The organism is Streptomyces sp. ICC1 (assembly GCF_003287935.1).
In the GTDB taxonomy this organism is placed as follows: Bacteria; Actinomycetota; Actinomycetes; order Streptomycetales; family Streptomycetaceae; genus Streptomyces; species Streptomyces tritrimontium.
This window is the reverse complement of record NZ_CP030287.1, coordinates 6,929,967-6,947,134: the sequence shown is the minus strand read 5'-3', so window position 1 is coordinate 6,947,134 and position 17,168 is coordinate 6,929,967. Positions and strand designations below refer to the sequence as shown.

Genomic DNA, 17,168 nt, shown 5'->3' with positions numbered 1-17,168 from the left:
CTCGTTGCCAGGAACCTTCTCCTCCATTTACGCCCGGTATGAGGCTTTGATTGATGACGGCGTCGCCCTCCCCCCTTCGCCCCTCCGCGCTGGCCCTGCTGATCACAGCAGCTGCCGGCGGCGCGCTCACCACGGCGGCGGTGGCCGCGGCCCCGTCGTCCATCGGCGCTCCCCTCGCCTGGTTCTCCGGCGCGGGCGTCCTGCTCCTCTCGGTCGCGGCCTTCGCCGTGACCTGGTCCACGCGCACCGCGCGGATCCAGCGCGGCCGCATCACCGGCCTCGGCGCCGAACTCGCCGCCCGTGACGGACACATCGCCCGGCTGCTCGCCGACGCGGCCCGTGACGCGGCCGCGCGCACGGCCGAACGCGCCCGGCTGGCCGCCGACCACGCGGCCGTGCTGGAGCGGCTCGTCGGCGCGCACACCGCCGAAGCCGACGGCCTCTCGATCGCGCACGCGGCCGAACTCGACAGCCTCGCCGCGGCCCAGAACGCCTCCCGCGAACGGCTCGGCATCGCACTGCGCCGCGCCGAGTCGGGCCGGGCCGCCGCCATGGCCGCCGCGGCGAACGCCGCCGGCCGGATGCAGGCCCTGGCCACCGGCATGCTCGCCGACCTCCGCGAGATGGAGCACCGGCACGCCGACGAGGACGTCCTGACCGACCTGCTCCACCTCGACCACCGCACCGCCCAGGCCGGCCGCCTCGCGGACTCCATCGCCGTGCTGACCGGGGCCCGTTCGGGCCGCCGCTGGGCCAAACCGATCGTCATGGAGTCGATCCTGCGCGGGGCCATGGGCCGCATCGGCGGCTACCAGCGGGTCCGGCTGCACTCCACCAGCGACGCCGCCGTCGCCGGACACGCCGCCGAGGGCGTCATGCACGCGCTGGCGGAACTCCTCGACAACGCCGCGAACTTCTCCCCGCCGACCGCCGAAGTCCACGTCTACGTGGAGGAGGTGCCGTCCGGGATCATCATCACCGTCGAGGACAGCGGCCTCGTCATGAGCGAGGTCCAGCTGCGCCGCGCCGAACAGGCCGTGAGCGCCGAGTCCTTGGACCTCGCCGGACTGTCCGGGACCCGGCTCGGACTCGCGGTCGTCGGCCGGCTCGCCCGCAAGCACGGGCTGACCGTCTCCTTCCGGCCCTCCGCGCGCGGCGGCACGGGCGCGCTGATGATGCTCCCGCAGGAGCTGATCAGCCGCGCGGCCGCCGAAGTCCCGGCGCCGCCGCTCGCGATCCCGGCGCAGCCGTCCGGGCACCGGGCGATCGAGGCTCCCGCCGCGCCCCGTGCGCACACCGAGCCCGAGGCCGTCCACAACACCGCCGCCGGGCTGGCGGGCGCCGCCCGCGCGAAGGACCGTACGCCGGACACGGACGGCGCCGGACCCGAGGACGCGGCCACCGGCGAGCACCCCGAGTCCGGCGACGGAGCCCTGCCCCAGCGCCGCCGCGGCCGGACCCCGGCCGCCGCCCACCCCGAGGGACCGGACGCCGCCGGCGCGCAGGCCCGTACCGCGGCCGCGCCCGCCGGGGCCTCCCGATCCGCCGCGCGCTTCGGCAGCTTCCGCCAGGCCGTCCGCGGCGCCGGGGCCCCCGGCCCCGCCGGCGGGGCCGAGGACGAGCAGCAGCCCGCGCACACCCCAGACCCGGAAGGCAACACGCGATCATGACCGGCTTCACCACCGACGAGACGCTCAACTGGCTCCTGGAAGGCCTCCTCGAGCGCACACCGGGGGCCCGCCACGCCCTCGTGCTCTCCCGCGACGGCCTCAAGCTGTGCCGCACGCCCGAGCTCTCCGTCGACCAGGCCGACCAGCTCGCCGCGATCGCCGCCGGCATCCAGAGCCTGTCCCACGGGGCGTCCATCGAGTTCGGCGACGGCACCGGCGGCGTCCGCTCGGCCATGGCCGAGTTCTACGGCGGCATCCTGTTCATCGTCGAAGCGGGCGAGGGAGCGCACCTCGCGCTCGTCGCCAACGAGGACGCCGACGCCGGCCTCGTCGGCCACAACATGTCCGAACTGGTCGAGCAGCTCGGCGAACACCTCATCGCCAGGCCCCGGGGATGAGCCGGGCCAGGCCGGGCCGGGACGATTCCCCGGACCGGCTCTACACCCTCACCGGTGGCCGCAGCCGATCCGGATCCGACGTCTTCGACCTGGTCACGCTCGTCGTCGCCGAATGCGATCCGGTGCCCGGCATGCAGTCCGAGCACGCGGCGATCCTGCGGATGTGCCGCTTCCCGGCGGCGGTCGTGGAGATCGCCGCCGAGCTCGGGCTGCCGGTGTCGATCGTGCGGATCCTGCTGGCCGACCTGCTCGGCACCGGCCGGATCAGCGCCCGCCACCCGCGTACCGCGAGCTCGGCTTACAGCCTTCCCGACCCCGACATCCTGGAGCAGGTGCTCGTTGGACTCCGCAATCTCTGACGCGACGATCCCCGACGCGGCGCCGACCCACACGTCCGAACCGCTCCGGCCGCGCGCCGCGCTGCGCAGCACCGCCGACAACGGACTGAAGATCGTCATCGTGGGCGGTTTCGGCGTCGGCAAGACCACGATGGTCCGCTCGGTCAGCGAGATCCGCCCGCTGAACACCGAAGAGACGATGACCAAGGCCGGCGAGGCGGTCGACGACGTCGACGGGATCGCCGGGGTCGCCGGGAAGAACGCCACCACCGTGGCCTTCGACTTCGGCCGCATCACCCTCGACGCCCACAACGTGCTCTACCTGTTCGGCGCCCCCGGCCAGGAGCGGTTCTGGTTCCTGTGGGACCGGCTCTTCTCCGGCACCCTCGGCGCCGTCGTCCTCGTCGACACCCGGCGCCTCGCCGACTCCTGGTACGCCATCGACCGGCTCGAACACCACGGCACGCCCTTCGTCGTGGCCTGCAACGACTTCGGCGGACCCGAGCACACCCCGGAGCAGATCCGCGCCGCCCTCGACCTCCCGGCCGCCGTCCCGCTGGTGTTCTGCGACGCGCGCTCCCGCGAGTCGAGCAAGCACGTCCTGATCTCCCTCGTCCAGCACCTCCAGACGGCCGCCCTGTCCCAGACCCCGGAGCAAGCGGGGTCGTCCGTCGGCGGCGTCAGACGTGTAACAGGGCCAGGCCCCGTGCCGTACGGCCCCACCGGCCGCCAGGGAGCCGGGCGCGCGTCCGCGCCGTCCGCCGAGACCGGTGTGCCCCGCGGCGCGGAGGCGTGCCCCGCTTCCCCGCGACCGCTTAGGCTCTCCCCGGGCGGACGCGCGGACCACGCCGGGAGCGGGGCCCACGCGAACCACCAGGCCAGGGCAGAGGCACGGGCAAGGCGACGTACGCGGGAGGCGGCGGGATGACAGTCCCGGGACGCAGGAGCAGTACCTTCAGCCGGCTGCTGCGCAGCGGCTTCACCGACCCCTCCGCCGCGGCCCGGCTCCTCGACACCGACGCGCTGGCCGCCGTACGCACCGATCCCGTGCTCCTCGACGCCCTCGGAGCCACCGCCGACCCCGACCTCGCCCTCCTCGGGCTGGTCCGGCTCGCCGAGGCGCAGACGGCCGACGAACTGCCCGTACTGCTCGACACCCTCGTCAGCGCCAAGCCCCTGCGCGACCGCCTCCTCGGCGTGCTCGGCGCCTCCGAAGCACTCGGCGACCACCTCGCCCGCCACCACCAGGACTGGCGGGCCCTCGTCACCTACGAGGCCGCCGACCTGCACCCGGGACTCCCCGAGTTCGAGAACGGACTGGCCGGCGCCCACAACCCCGTCGACCTGCGCGTCGCCTACCGCCGCTGCCTGCTCTCCATCGCCGCCCGCGACGTCTGCGGCACCACCGACGTGGCCCAGACCGCCGCCGAACTCGCCGACCTCGCCACCGCCACCCTGCGCGCCGCCCTGCGCATCGCGAGCGCCGCCGCCCCCGCCGACGCGGCCGCCTGCCGGCTCGCCGTCATCGCCATGGGCAAGTGCGGCGGCCACGAACTGAACTACGTGTCCGACGTCGACGTCATCTTCGTCGGGGACGCCGCCCCCGGCGCCGACGAGGGCAAGGCGGTCCAGGCCGCCACCCGCCTCGCCTCCCACCTCATGCGGATCTGCTCCGACACCACCGTCGAAGGCACCATCTGGCCCGTCGACGCCAACCTCCGCCCCGAGGGCAGAAACGGTCCGCTCGTCCGCACCCTCGCCTCCCACCTCGCCTACTACCAGCGCTGGGCCAAGACCTGGGAGTTCCAGGCCCTACTCAAGGCCCGCGCCGTCGCCGGCGACGAAACGCTCGGCGCCGAGTACGTCGAGGCCATAACCCCCCTCGTCTGGCAGGCCGCCGAGCGCGAGAACTTCGTCGCCGACGTCCAGAAGATGCGCCGCCGCGTCGTCGACAACATCCCCGCCGCCCAGGTCGACCGCGAACTCAAACTCGGCCCCGGCGGCCTGCGCGACGTCGAGTTCGCCGTCCAGCTCCTCCAGCTCGTCCACGGCCGCTCCGACGCCACCCTGCACTCCTCCAGCACCCTCGAAGCGCTCCACGCACTAGCCGCCGGCGGCTACGTCGGACGCGCCGACGCCGCCCAGCTCAACGACGCGTACCGCTTCCTGCGCGCCATGGAACACCGCATCCAGCTCTACCGGCTGCGCCGCACCCACCTCGTCCCCGAAGACGAGAACGACCTGCGGCGCCTGGGCCGCTCCATGGGCCTGCGCACCGAACCCGTCGCCGAGCTCAACAAGGCCTGGCGCCGCCACGCCTCCGTCGTCCGCCGCCTGCACGAGAAGCTCTTCTACCGCCCGCTCCTCGACGCCGTCGCCCAACTCGCCCCCGGCGAGACCCGGCTCTCCCCGCGCGCCGCCGGCCAGCGCCTCGAAGCCCTCGGGTACGCCGACCCGGCCGCCGCCCTGCGCCACCTCGAAGCCCTCGCCTCCGGCGTCACCCGCAAGGCCGCCATCCAGCGCACCCTGCTGCCCGTGCTCCTCGGCTGGTTCGCCGACTCCGCGGACCCGGACGCCGGCCTGCTCAACTTCCGCAAGGTCTCCGACGCGCTGGGCCGCACCCCCTGGTACCTGCGCCTGCTGCGCGACGAGGGCGCCGCCGCCGAGAACCTCGCCCGCGTCCTGTCCGCCGGCCGCCTCGCCCCCGACCTGCTCATGCGCGCCCCCGAAGCCGTGGCCCTGCTCGGCGACGCCGAAGGCCTGGTCCCCCGTACCCGCGAGGCCCTCGAACAGGAGGTGCTCGCCGCCGTCGGCCGCGCCGAGAACCCGGAGGCCGGCGTGGCCGCCGCCCGCGGAGTGCGCCGCCGCGAACTCTTCCGCACCACCGCCGCCGACATCATCGGCTCCTACGGTACGGAGGACAGCCCGGCCGAGGAGGACCACGGAGCCCTGGTCGACCGGGTCGGCGACGCCGTCTCCGACCTCACCGCCGTCACCGTCGCCGGAGCCCTGCGCGCCGCCGTCCGGGGCCACTGGGGCGACACCCTGCCCACCCGCTTCGCGATCATCGGAGTCGGACGCTTCGGCGGACACGAGCTCGGCTACGGCTCCGACGCCGACGTCCTGTTCGTCCACGAACCCCGCGAGGGCGTCGACGAACAGGAGGCCGCGAAAGCCGCCCAGCACGTCGTCTCCGAGATGCGCAGACTGCTCCAGCTGCCCACCGCGGACCCGCCGCTGCTCATCGACGCCGACCTGCGCCCCGAAGGCCGCTCCGGCCCGCTGGTGCGCACCATCCCCTCCTACGCCGCCTACTACCGCCGCTGGTCCCTGACCTGGGAGTCCCAGGCCCTGCTGCGCGCCGAGCCGATCGCGGGCGACGCCGAGCTCGGTGCCCGCTTCATCGAGCTCATCGATCCGCTGCGCTACCCGATGGAGGGTCTCGGCGAGGACGCCGTCCGCGAGATCCGGCGGCTGAAGGCCCGGATGGAATCCGAGCGCCTGCCCAGGGGCGCCGACCCGACCCTGCACGCCAAACTGGGGCGCGGCGGCCTCAGCGACGTCGAGTGGACCGTCCAGCTGATCCAGATGCGCCACGCCTGGGCCGAGCCCGGCCTGCGCACCACCCGGACCCGCCGGGCCCTGGCAGCCGCCCACGCGGCCGGCCTGATCCCCACCGAAGAGGCGCAGATCCTCGACGAGGCCTGGGTGCTGGCCACCCGCGTCCGCAACGCCGTGATGCTGGTCCGCGGCCGGGCCGGGGACAGCTTCCCCTCCGACGTCCGCGAACAGGCGGCGGTCGGCCGCTACCTCGGCTATGCGGAGGGCCGGGTCGGCGAGATGCTCGACGACTACCGCCGCATCACGCGCCGCGCGCGGGCGGTGGTGGACGAACTCTTCTACGGCGCGTAGGACCTCGCCGCCGACCCCTGTACGGCGGCGAGGTCCTACGGGCTCCGCCCGGCTCCCCGTTAAGGGATGGGCTTGTCGTAGGCCTGGTCCTGGTTGGAGTCGTAGATCCGCTTGCCCTGGGCGTCGTAGCCCTGGATGCGCGGGGCCTCGGTGACGGCGCGGTCCAGCATGCTGGTGGCGGCGAACCAGCCGTGGTCGAGGGCGGCTTCGACGCTGACGCTGCCGTAGCTGACGGTGACTCGGGCGACGCTGGAGTCGACGGTGCCGATGCTGCCCCAGCGGTAGGGCAGCTTCCACGGACCCTCGGAGCGCAGCCGCTGCAGGTGGAGCTTGCCCCCGTTCATGTCGGGGACGACCGCTCCGCGCTCGGGGTCCGCGTCCCTGCGGGAGGTGTTGATGCCGCTCACCCGGCCGTCCTTGATGGTGCAGATCAGCCGGGTCTGCGGGGGATTGTCCCTGACTGCGACTACGAAGTGGCCGTCCCCCGGGGAGTTGTCGTTGCCGGTGCTGCGGTGCGCGAGCAGGATCCGATAGTCGGTGGCCTTGCCCAGGTCCGTCCGCTGGAAACCCGACGAGCTGGAGTGCTCCCGGTCGTAGGCGAGGCACTGCTCCAGCCCGGCGGCCGCGTCCTGGAGGGTGATCCCGTCGGCGAGCTGCCCGGGAGTCGCGGGAGCGCCCGGCCCGGCGGGCGCCAGCGGGGCCGGCGCCGTCACGCTCGGTCCCGGGCCGCCGCCGGCCACGGACACCCGGTCCGCGGGCCCGCCGCCGCTGTTGCCGGTGAAGGCGAGGGTCGTGGCCGGTACGACGGCCAGCGCGACCAGGGCGGCCCCCGCCACCGCCAGCCTGCGCCGCCGCTCCGCGCGGCCCTGCCGGACGATCTCCGGATACGGCGCGGCGGCGGGACGTACGGCGTCCGCGCCCTGGGCCATCCAATCCCGCAGGTCGAGCTCGAACAAGTCGTCGTGCCGGTAACCCGGCTCGTTGCGCTGTCCGTTGCCCTGTCCGTTGCCCTGCCCGTTCACGCGGCCGCCCCCTCGTTCCTCGTCGCGATCCGGCTCAGTCCGGGCCAGGCGCGCAGTTTCGCCAGCGCCTTGGAGGCCTGGCTCTTGACGGTGCCCTGGGAGCACCCCAGGACGTCGGCGGTCTCGGCCTCGGAGAGGTCCTCCCAGTACCGCATGACCACCACCGCCCGCTGCCGGGTCGGCAGTTCGGCCAGCGCCTCCATCAGCACGTTGCGTTCGTCGGCCCACGCCACGCGGTGGTCGTGCACCGACGTGTCCGGCACGCGGTCCGTCAGGCGCTCGGCGACCCGGCGCTTGCGGAACCGGTCGCTGTTGCAGGTCACCAGCATCCGGCGGACGTACGCCTCCGGACTGTCCATGCGCGCCACGCGCCGCCACGACCGGTACGCCTTCGCGAGCGCGGCCTGGGTCACGTCCTCCGCGTCGTGCGGATCACCGGTCAACAGGTACGCGGTTCGCACCAGATGGGTCCAGCGTGCGGCGACGAACGACTGGAACTGAGCTTCTTCCTCGGCTTGCATCGGCACCTCCTTCGCCCCCTTGACCACCACCCGCCCGGATTCGGTTGCCCGGAAGCGCAATCGAATCCTCGCGGGTCGCCGACCGGGGGAGTCAGGCGGCCTTGGCCGCCGTGCAGGGGGCGCAGTGGCCGGGGGAGGCGGCGCGGAAGGCGCGATCGCAGTCGTCGCAGGTCTGGAACGGCAGGATCTCCCGGTCCTTCGGGGGCCGGACACCGACAGGGCGCTCCGAGAGGCGGGGCGGCCGCAACTCCCGGAGCCGGTACGCCAGCAGGGCCCCGGGCGACCGGATCGGCCCGTCCGGAAGGCAGCCCGCGAGGGTGGCGCTGGTGGCGGCGGGGCTCAGGCCGAGCTTCAGCCAGCCGGTCAGGCTGGGCGCGAGCCGCGCCACGTCGCGCTCCGAGAGCATCAGCCTCGGGTCGCGCAGCCGCAGGCGGGCGAGCAGCTCGGCGGCCTCCCGGTGTTCCTCGGGGAGGGGCCCTGCGGGTGCGGGTGCGGACAGGGACGCGAACGCGGTCCGGGACACGGTCTCGTGCCGGGACGTGGCCTCGGCCCGGCGGGCCACCGGCGCCGCCGGTGCGGGGCCGGGGTGGGAGCCGGAGCCGGGTCGGGGGCCCTGGCCGGGCCCGGGGGCCGGTTGGGAGCCGGGATCCAGACCGGCGCCGGGTCCGGGGTCCGGGTCGGAATCCGGGTCGGGGTCGGAATCCGGGTCGGCGTCCGGGCTTGAGTCCTCAGCCGGTACCCGTACCGGCAGCAGCACCGGAACGGGCGCCAACACCGGTGCCACGGCCGGGACTCGCTCCGGCGGGGCCGCCCGCAGGGCGAGCGGGACGTTGTACGACACCGTTCGGGTGATGACCTGCCCCGACGGGAGCCGCTCCCGGATCCGGGCCAGGTAGCCGTGCGCTTCCAGCTCGCGCAGGGCCGCCGCGATGCGGGTCTCGCCCTCGGAGAAGCGCGCCGACAGGGCCTTGATGGAGACCAGGGCGCCGGTGGGCAGGGACTGGATGTGGGTGGACAGGCCGATCGCGGTCAAACTCAGCTCGCGGTGCTGGGCGAGCCGGTTGCAGATCTTGACGTAGCGCTCGGCCTGGGGGTCTTGCTCGTGCATGACGCCGGGCCTCGGATTGCCGTACGGAGCGCGCAGCGGCGCGCTAAGCTGCTGTTCAGCCACGGGAAGCTCCACTTCCTGAGCGGTGAGGCCCTCGGCCGGGATGCCAGTCCCGTCGGGGGCCGTTCGCATGTCTGGGGTTGTCGAGGCTGAGCCTGCACCCTGAATTGGCATATGCGCCAGCCGGGTTGGGCTCATTCACCCGACCGAGTGAGCGCGGCCCGGGTTTGGTTGGGTTGGGTTATTTCCCCGGGTCTTTAAAGCGGTTTACGTCGTGCGCCACCGCTACGTCGTCCACCGGGTCGTGGATACCCAGATCCGGTGAACCGAGATGCGGTGTGCCGATTTCCGCCCAGACCGTTTTCAGTGGAACGGGCCCGACGGACACCCCCCAGCGGTCCGCCAGCGCCGCGACGAGTGCCATGCCTCGGCCGGACTCGGCGTCAAGGGACGGGAATTCGGCGGTGGACGGCGGCGCGCACTCGGCGCGGGTTTCGCTCACCTCGATACGGAGCGTGCCGCCCGAAGTGGAGATCCGGAGCCGGAACCCCCGTCCGGGGACCCGGCCGTGCGTGACGGCGTTGCTCGCGAGCTCGGCGACGACTTGGGCCGCGTCATGGAACGGAAGCCCCCAGTCCGCCAGTTGTGCGGCGGTGAGTTGCCGGGCGGCGCGGGCGCCGTGCGGGGTGGCGGGGAGCGTGGCGACGAAGGCGATTTCCTGATTCACGTGACTCAGCGTGGCGAGCCGTGCGTAACCTGAACAGGAATGAGGCCGCCCTGTACGGCGGTTGTCCAGGGCTGTCCCGCCCTGTCCCGCCTGTCCCTCGGGGGTGGAGATGAATGCAGACGGTGTCGACGAGTCGAGTGAATCGAGTTGGGAACTCGACCCGGAGGATGAAGCGGGGGCCGTTATCGCCACCGTGGGCCGCCAGTTGCAAATGTGGCGGGAGGCCGCCGGGCTCGACCGTGCGCAGTTCGGTAAGCGCCTGGGATACGGGCCGAACCTGATCTACAAGATCGAGCGCGGCGCGCGAATCCCGCGCCCGGAGTACTTGGACAAGGCGGACGAGATCCTCGGCGCGGGCGGCAAAATCGCCGCGATGAAGGACGACGTGGAAAAGGCCCGCTACCCCAAAAAGGTCCGGGCCCTGGCCAAGCTGGAGTCCGACGCGGTCGAGTTGGGCGCCTACGGGAACCACAACCTGCATGGTCTGCTCCAGACGGAGGAGCACGCGCGGGCGCTGTACGAGGTCCGGCGGCCGGCCTTCTCGCCGGACGTGGTGGACCGGTACGTCGCCGGCCGCATGGCCCGGCAGAAGATGTTCCACCGACAGCCGTCACCCGCCCTGACCTTCGTGCTGGAGCAAGTCACGCTGGAGCGGCCGATCGGCGGGCGGGCGGTACTCCGCAGGCAGTTGGAGCACCTGCTCGACATCGGGCAGCTGCGCAACGTAGAGATCCAGGTGATGCCGATGGACTGTGACGATCACGCGGGGATGGGCGGGCAGATCGACGTCCTGAAGCTCAAGGACGGTTCGACGATCGGGTACGTCGAGGCGCAGTTGATGAGCCGCCTGATCACCGACGCCAAGGACATCCAGATCCTCGAACTCCGGTATGGGATCATCCGGTCACAGGCTCTCAGCCCACGGCAGTCGAGGGCCTTCATCGAGAAAATGCTGGGGGATACATGAGCATCAAGCCCTCGACCGGCGGTCCTTCCGCACTGACCTGGGTCAAGAGCAGCTACAGCGCCAGCAGCAGCAACGACTGCGTCGAAGTCGCCTGGTTCAAGAGCAGCTACAGCGCCAGCGACAGCAACGACTGCGTCGAGGTGGCGATGCTGCCCGAGGCGATCCTCATCCGGGACTCCAAGGTCACGGATGGCCCCCGCCTCGCCGTCGGTCCGGTGGCCTGGACCGGGTTCGTGGGGTACGCGACCAGGCGTCGGTGACGTCACGCGCCGATGCGTACCAGCGCGAGGGTGATGTTGTCGGGGCCTCCGGCTTCGATGGCCGCCTTCCACAGCTCGTACGCCGCCTTGCCGTCGTCGTGCACCCGCAGCACGTCGTTGATGGCCTCGTCGGGCACCGGGTCGGTCAGCCCGTCGCTGCACACCAGGTAGCGATCGCCCATGGCCAGCGGGAGGGCCGCCACGTGGGGAGTGAGGACGTGGGGCCCGCGGCTTCCACCGAGTGTCTGCGTGACGACCGACGTGGTGCGGTGGCCCGGTAGCAGCGCCGGGCTGTCGTCCACGCTGACCTGGCGCAGCCCGTCCGGAGCCGCGTGGAACACCTTGCTGTCACCGACGTTGAACGACAGCAGCGACTCCGCCGTGACGAGGGCGCCGGCGACCGTGGTGCCCATGGCGGTCAGCTCCGGACGGCCGTCGGTGGCTGAGTACACCGCGCGATTGCAGAGGTTCAGCGCGTCCTCGATGGCTTCGACGCCGTCCAGCGAAGGGCCGAGCAGGGCGAGCTGGCGGACGACCAGCTCGCTGGCGACCTCGCCGGCCGGCTGCCCACCCAGCCCGTCGGCAACCGCGACGACGAGCGGCCTGCCGAGGGGGAACAGGAGCGTCTGGGGGCTCCGGGTCGTGGTCCCGCACAGCGTCCACGGTCCGACGACGAGGCTGTCCTCGTTCTGATCGCGAACCAGCCCGACATGACTCAGGGCGGTCACGGCTATGTACGCCACGATGACGTCCCGCCTCTCCGCAACGGCCGATGCGTCCCTCACCACCATTGTCACGCCACTCGGCATGCGGCGCGTGACCTGCCGGAGCACGCTGGTCCTGGGGCCTGAAGGACCTGAAGGAAAGGACTGCGGGAGATGTTCGCGAGGCTGAGTACCTACCAGGGGTCACCGGTGCCTGCGGAGGGAGACCTGACCACGAATTCGGAGGCGATCGTCCGGCAGGTTCAGGACGTTCCCGGCTTCCGGGGCGTGTATTACCTCGTCGACCGGGCCTCGGGGAAGGCCACGTCGCTGACCCTGTGGGAGGACGAGCGGACCATGCTGGAGAGCGAGGAGCGTGCCGCCCGGATCCGCGAGGAAACAGCACAGCGGGAAGGCCAGCGGATCGTCTCGGTCGAACGCTTCGAGGTCGGATTCAGCCACCTGGAGCCATAGGCGTGGGTCTGCGCAACGAAGCAGGCTCAGGCCGCTGACCTGGGCCTGCTTTCAGCCGGTCGGTTCCGCCTCGCCCCGCAGGGTCCGCGCGTACGCCAGGAACGCCGCCAGCCCGACTTCGAAGGCGGCCTCCGCGCGGCCCGGGCCCTGCGCGGCCAGCGCCTCCGCCAGCAGCGGGGTCTGCGGCGTCGGCTCCCACATGGCCTCCGGCGCCGCGAGGTCCAGGGCCGAGCCCAGGACCAGGTTCTCCAGCCCCGTCAGCAGCGGCATCACCCGCTCCACGCGGAACCCGGCCCGCAGCAGCAGCGCCACCGCCTGCTCGTACTGCGCGAGCACCGCCGGGGCCCGTACCGGCGTGGTCATCAGCAGCGGGATGGCCCGCGGGTAGGCGGCGAAGGCGGCCCGGTAGGACCGCGCCCAGGCCTCCAGCGCCCCGTCCCAGGGCTCCCCGGCCAGGGCCCCGCCGTCGATTCCGGCGCACACCCGCTCCCGTACCAGCTCCACCACCCCGGCCCGGCCGTCCACGTGGTGATACAGCGACCCGGTCTGCACGCCGAGCGCCCGGGCGATCTGCGGCACGCTGAACTCGCCCTGCTCCGCCAGCAGTTGCAGGGCGGCAGCGCCGATCCGCTCCCGGTCCAGCAAGGGGGTGCGTGGCCGTGCCATCGGTGTTCTCCCGCCGTCAGGTCTTCCCGTACGCCAAAACCGGAGGCTACATTGCCGCAAACCGAAAGCCTTTAGGTTTTTGCGTCCCCGCCGCCCGCCGTTCGCAGAAGGGTGCTCCCGCATGCCCGAAACGCCCGAGCCGCCGAGAACCGGAACCGAGCTGCGCCGCGGCGCGCTCGGTACCGCCGACATCTCCTTCTTCGTCATCTCCGCCGCCGCCCCCCTCACCGTCATGGCCGGCGTCGCCCCCGTCGCGATCCTCCTCGGCGGCGTCGGCGCCCCCGCCGGCTACCTCCTCGCCGGCCTCACCCTCGCGGTCTTCGCCATCGGCTTCACCACCATGAGCCGCCACGTCCGCAGCGGCGGCGCCTTCTACGCGTACATCGCCCGCGGCCTCGGCAAGCGCGTCGGCATCGGCGCCGCGCTCCTCGCCCTCGTGGGCTACAACGGCATGGAGATCGGCGTCTACGGCCTCCTCGGCACCACCACCGCCGACACCGCCCACTCCCTGGCCGGCGTCGACGTCCCCTGGCTGCCCGTCTCCCTCGCCGGCCTCGCCCTCATCTGGTACGGCGGCTTCCGCTCCATCGACTTCGGCGCCAAGCTGCTCGGCGTGCTGCTCGTCGCCGAGACCGGGATACTCGTCCTCCTCGCGGGCGGGGTCCTCATCGAGGGCGGCGCCCACGGGCTCTCCCTCGGCTCCTTCGCCCCGGGCGCCGTGCTCGTCCCCGGCACCGCGGCCGTCCTGGCCTTCGCCTTCGCCGCGTTCACCGGCTTCGAGTCCACCGTCATCTACCGCCGCGAGGCCCGCGACCCCGACCGGACCGTCCCGCGCGCCACCTACATCGCCGTCGCCTTCCTCGGCCTCTTCTACGCCTTCATCGTCTGGACCGTCATCCAGGCCTTCGGCTCCGAGGAGGTCCTCACCGCGGCCGGCGAGGACCCCGCCGGCCTCTTCTTCACCGCCATCACCACCTACGTCGGCCCCTGGGCGGCCGACCTGATGCACGTCTTCATCGTCACCAGCGTCATCGCCTCCCTCCTCGCCTTCCACAACGCCATCAACCGGTACGTGCTGGCCCTCGCCGAAGAAGGCGTACTGCCCGCCGCCCTCGGCCGGATCCACCCGCGCCACGGCTCCCCGTACCTCGCCGGCCTCGCCCAGACCGCCCTCGGTGCCGTCATCGTCCTCGGTTTCGCCCTCGCCGGAGCCGACCCGTACCAGCAGCTCCTGCTCTGGGTGAACACTCCCGGCATGATCGGGCTCATGGCCCTGATGCTGCTCGCCGCCATCGCCGTGCCCGTCTACTTCCACCGCGTCCCCCACGACGAGGGCCCCTGGCGGACCCTGGTCGCGCCCGTCACCGCCGCCGTGCTGCTGGCCGTCGCGATCTGCCTGGTCGTCTCCAAGGTGGGCCTGTTCACCATGGCCTCCACCACCGTCAACACCGTCCTCGTCGCCCTCGTCCCCGCCGTCTTCGCGGCCGGCCTCGTCCTCGCCCAGCGCCTGAAGACCCGCCGCCCCGAGGTGTACGCCCGCTTCGCGGAAGAGCCCGCGACCGCGACCGCCCCCGCCGCGACCGCCGCCCCCTTCCACCCCCGCGGCCCCACGGTCGCCACCGCCGGCCTGCCGGCCCCGCCCGCGGGCGCCACCGCGGGCTCAGCGTCGCCGACCTCGACCGGGGCTCCGATGAACTGACCCGGATGCTGGCCGACACCGTCGGCTCGGCCGAACGCCAGCTCTTCGAGCTGCGCACCGCCGCCGCCGACGACTCCCGCATCCTCGGCGCCCTCGGCGACGGCGGCCTGCTGCCGCCCGGCCCCGACGTCCTGGCCACCGTCGAGTACCTCGGCGAGCACGGCATCCCCGCCCCCCCCGGCTGGCGCTACCTCGCGCAGTCCGTGGACCCGGCCGACCACGCCGCCGTCCTCGCCGCCCGCCCCGAGCTCGTCGACGGCGTCGTCATCACCGACCCGGACACCCACGCCCGGGCCCGAGAGGTGCTCTCCGGCGCCGCCCTGCTGCCCCGCTCCACCGTCGCCGTCGGCACCGCCGCCGCCCTGCTCGCGCCCGTGCCCCCGGCCGGGGACACCGGTTCCGCGGCGTCCGGCATCTTCATCGTCCCGCCGAACCCGGCCATGCACGACGAGCACGCCGCCGACGCGGAGCGACAGGCCCTGCGCGGCCGCGCCACCGCCCGGGACACCGAGATCCGCGAGCTCGCCGCCCGGCTCTCCGGCGACCGCGAGCTCGCCGCCCGGCTCGCCTCCTGGCGCACCGGCTGCCCGCCCGGCCGCCTCGCCGAGCTCGCCCGGCAGGCCGATGCCGCCCGCGCCTTCGCCGAGGAGGCCGAGGCCGAGCTCGCGCAGGCCCGTTCCGTACGCGCCGACGCCGACGAGTCCGCCGCCGACGCCGCCCGCGTCCGCGAGGAGCGGCAGGACACCGCCCAGCGCGCCCGCCGCGTCGCCGACGTCCTCGCCGGCCTCGCCCACCGGCTGCGCGAGCGCGCCGGCTGGCAGTCCAGGCTGCGCGAACTCGCCGAGGAGGCCGCCGAGTCCGAGGCCCGCGCCGAGGTGTGCCTCGACCGGGCCCGCGCCGCCGACGAGGACCGCCGCGCCGCCCAGCGCGCCGCCGACGACGCCCGCCGCACCGCCCGTGCCCTGCGGGCCGAGCGCGCCGAGATCGCCGGCGCCCCCGAGCCGCTGCCCGAGGTCCCCGCCGGGGAGGCGGGCGCCCGCAAGGCCCCGCTCCCCGACCTCCGCGAGGCCTACCGGGCCGCCTCGCAGCTCTACGAGAAGGTCGGCGTCGGCGCCGACCTGCGCGCCGAACAGGCCCGCGCCGAGAGCGACGAGAGCGCCGCCCTCGGCGAGCTGGACCGTCTCACCAACAAGGTCCGCACCCGCGCCGCCCAGCTCCTCGAAGGCACCGACGGCGCCGACGGACCCTCCCGGCAGGCCGCGGCCGCCCGCGCCGAGGCCCTCGTGCAGATGCTGGAGACCCGCGCCTCCACCGCCAGCGAGCAGCTCGGCCGGCTGCGGGGCGAGGCCGAACGGCACGCCCCCGCCGAGGGCGGGGCGCACACCGAACTCCCCGAGGAGCTGGTCCCCGGGGACGTCGAAGCCGCCCAGGCCATGCTCCGCACCGCCACCGCCCGGCTCGGCGCCCACACCGCCGCCGTGGAGTCCGCCCGCGCGGCCCACGCCGACCTGCTGCGCGCCCACCGCACGGCCGAGGAGGGCGCCGGCGGCTTCGACGAGACCGCGGCCCTGCTCCGGGACCTCCTGCGCGACCACACCCACCAGGAGGACGAGCAGGAGCCGGTGCCCCACGCCGGCACCCTGGAAGAGGGCCGCCGGTCGGCCACCGAGGCCCGCCGCGCGCTGCGGGCCTGCGCCGCCGACCTGTCCGCCGCCGAGGCCGCCGTACGCGAGGCGAGCGACATCCTGGTCCGGCACGCCAACGCCAACCGCTACGAGCAGGTACGCACCCCCGCGCGCCAGCAGATCCGCGAACTGCCCGCCGCCGCCCTGCCCGAGCACGCGGCGGCCTGGGCCGTCGCCTTCGCGCCCCGGCTGCGCGTCCTCACCGACGAGCTGGCGCAGCTCGAGCGCAACCGCGACAGCATCGTCGACCGGCTGCGCGGACTCGTGGAATCGGCCCTGGCCACCCTGCGCTCCGCCCAGCGGCTCTCCCAGCTGCCCGAGGGCCTGGGGGAGTGGTCGGGCCAGGAGTTCCTGCGCATCCGCTTCGACGAGCCCGACCAGGCCACCCTCACCGACCGCCTCGGCGAGGTCATCGACGAGGCGACCCGGGCCGCCGTGAAGAAGAACAGCACCGCCTCCTTCGGCGAGGGCCGCCGCGACGGCATGTCGCTACTGCTGCACGGGGTCCAGGCGGCCCTGGAGCCCAAGGGCATCGCGGTGGAGATCCTCAAGCCGGACGCGGTGCTGCGCGCCGAGCGCGTCCCCGTCGGCCAGATGGGCGACGTGTTCTCCGGCGGCCAGCTGCTCACCGCGGCGATCGCGCTGTACTGCACGATGGCGGCGCTGCGCAGCAACGACCGGGGCCGGGACAAGCACCGGCACGCGGGCACGCTGTTCCTCGACAATCCGATCGGCCGCGCGAACGCCACGTACCTGCTGGAGCTCCAGCGGGCCGTCTCGGACGCGCTCGGCGTCCAGCTGCTCTACACGACGGGCCTGTTCGACACCACGGCCCTCGCCGAGTTCCCCCTGGTCATCCGGCTGCGCAACGACGCCGACCTGCGGGCGGGGCTGAAGTACATCAGCGTCGAGGAGCACCTGCGCCCGGGCCTGCCCCAGCAGTCCCCGGACGAGGAGACGATCCACGGGGAGATCACCGCGACCCGCATGTTCCGCCGCAGCACCCAGATGTCCTGA

General features: G+C 73.7%; 14 protein-coding genes and 2 pseudogenes. 10 read left to right on the top strand and 6 right to left on the bottom strand.

Going from position 1 to position 17,168, the window contains the following annotated elements; genetic code table 11:
* The first annotated feature begins 53 nt into the window (after positions 1-53).
* The 5 genes and pseudogenes from DRB96_RS32525 (at position 54) to DRB96_RS32505 (ending at position 6,318) form a co-directional block, all read left to right on the top strand.
* Complete coding sequence (locus tag DRB96_RS32525; RefSeq protein ID WP_112451678.1) at positions 54-1,670, top strand: ATP-binding protein; 1,617 nt, start codon at positions 54-56, stop codon at positions 1,668-1,670.
* Positions 1,667-2,068: a roadblock/LC7 domain-containing protein gene (locus tag DRB96_RS32520; RefSeq protein ID WP_112451677.1), complete on the top strand. Its 402-nt coding sequence runs from the start codon at positions 1,667-1,669 to the stop codon at positions 2,066-2,068. The genes DRB96_RS32525 and DRB96_RS32520 overlap by 4 nt, the downstream gene beginning before the upstream one ends.
* Positions 2,065-2,427, top strand: coding sequence for a DUF742 domain-containing protein (locus tag DRB96_RS32515; RefSeq protein ID WP_112451676.1), 363 nt, complete (start codon positions 2,065-2,067; stop codon positions 2,425-2,427). The genes DRB96_RS32520 and DRB96_RS32515 overlap by 4 nt, the downstream gene beginning before the upstream one ends.
* 7 nt (positions 2,428-2,434) lie before the next feature.
* Positions 2,435-3,037, top strand: a pseudogene (locus DRB96_RS32510) (ATP/GTP-binding protein); the annotation flags it as partial.
* Positions 3,038-3,330: 293 nt separating this feature from the next.
* Positions 3,331-6,318 (top strand): bifunctional [glutamine synthetase] adenylyltransferase/[glutamine synthetase]-adenylyl-L-tyrosine phosphorylase, encoded by a 2,988-nt coding sequence (locus tag DRB96_RS32505; RefSeq protein ID WP_112451675.1) that lies wholly within the window; start codon positions 3,331-3,333, stop codon positions 6,316-6,318.
* A 59-nt stretch (positions 6,319-6,377) separates the two neighbouring features.
* Here DRB96_RS32505 and DRB96_RS32500 read toward each other — a convergent pair whose 3' ends face one another.
* From DRB96_RS32500 to DRB96_RS32485, 4 genes are all read right to left on the bottom strand, one after another.
* Positions 6,378-7,340, bottom strand: coding sequence for a hypothetical protein (locus DRB96_RS32500; RefSeq protein WP_239516425.1), 963 nt, complete (start codon positions 7,338-7,340; stop codon positions 6,378-6,380).
* Positions 7,337-7,861, bottom strand: a complete 525-nt coding sequence (locus tag DRB96_RS32495; protein ID WP_112453972.1) for a SigE family RNA polymerase sigma factor — start codon at positions 7,859-7,861, stop codon at positions 7,337-7,339. Before DRB96_RS32495 ends, DRB96_RS32500 begins: the two co-directional genes overlap by 4 nt.
* 91 nt (positions 7,862-7,952) lie before the next feature.
* A complete protein-coding gene (locus DRB96_RS46085) occupies positions 7,953-9,032 on the bottom strand; it encodes a helix-turn-helix domain-containing protein (protein ID WP_275432037.1) in 1,080 nt (359 codons plus the stop codon).
* A gap of 178 nt (positions 9,033-9,210) precedes the next feature.
* The gene (locus DRB96_RS32485) at positions 9,211-9,696 is read right to left on the bottom strand and encodes an ATP-binding protein (RefSeq protein WP_239516427.1); all 486 of its coding nucleotides are present in this window, start codon (positions 9,694-9,696) and stop codon (positions 9,211-9,213) included.
* Positions 9,697-9,805: 109 nt separating this feature from the next.
* On the opposite strand from DRB96_RS32485, the gene DRB96_RS32480 reads away from it, so the two are divergent.
* Both DRB96_RS32480 and DRB96_RS32475 read left to right on the top strand, forming a co-directional pair.
* Positions 9,806-10,663: a helix-turn-helix transcriptional regulator gene (locus DRB96_RS32480; RefSeq protein ID WP_112451673.1), complete on the top strand. Its 858-nt coding sequence runs from the start codon at positions 9,806-9,808 to the stop codon at positions 10,661-10,663.
* A complete protein-coding gene (locus DRB96_RS32475) occupies positions 10,660-10,923 on the top strand; it encodes a DUF397 domain-containing protein (protein WP_112451672.1) in 264 nt (87 codons plus the stop codon). Before DRB96_RS32480 ends, DRB96_RS32475 begins: the two co-directional genes overlap by 4 nt.
* Before the next feature lie 2 nt (positions 10,924-10,925).
* Here the strand turns inward: DRB96_RS32475 and DRB96_RS32470 are convergent, their stop codons facing one another.
* Positions 10,926-11,666: a protein phosphatase 2C domain-containing protein gene (locus DRB96_RS32470; RefSeq protein ID WP_112453968.1), complete on the bottom strand. Its 741-nt coding sequence runs from the start codon at positions 11,664-11,666 to the stop codon at positions 10,926-10,928.
* Between the two features lie 171 nt (positions 11,667-11,837).
* Between DRB96_RS32470 and DRB96_RS32465 the strand changes: the two genes are divergently transcribed.
* Complete coding sequence (locus tag DRB96_RS32465; protein ID WP_239516428.1) at positions 11,838-12,101, top strand: hypothetical protein; 264 nt, start codon at positions 11,838-11,840, stop codon at positions 12,099-12,101.
* A 51-nt stretch (positions 12,102-12,152) separates the two neighbouring features.
* Here the strand turns inward: DRB96_RS32465 and DRB96_RS32460 are convergent, their stop codons facing one another.
* Positions 12,153-12,767, bottom strand: coding sequence for a TetR/AcrR family transcriptional regulator C-terminal domain-containing protein (locus DRB96_RS32460; protein ID WP_112451670.1), 615 nt, complete (start codon positions 12,765-12,767; stop codon positions 12,153-12,155).
* Positions 12,768-12,888: 121 nt separating this feature from the next.
* Here DRB96_RS32460 and DRB96_RS32455 point away from each other — a divergent pair, with 121 nt between their 5' ends.
* Positions 12,889-14,466: an APC family permease gene (locus DRB96_RS32455; RefSeq protein WP_112451669.1), complete on the top strand. Its 1,578-nt coding sequence runs from the start codon at positions 12,889-12,891 to the stop codon at positions 14,464-14,466.
* Positions 14,427-17,168 (top strand): annotated as a pseudogene (locus DRB96_RS32450) (hypothetical protein); the annotation flags it as partial. The gene DRB96_RS32455 and the pseudogene DRB96_RS32450, both read left to right, overlap by 40 nt.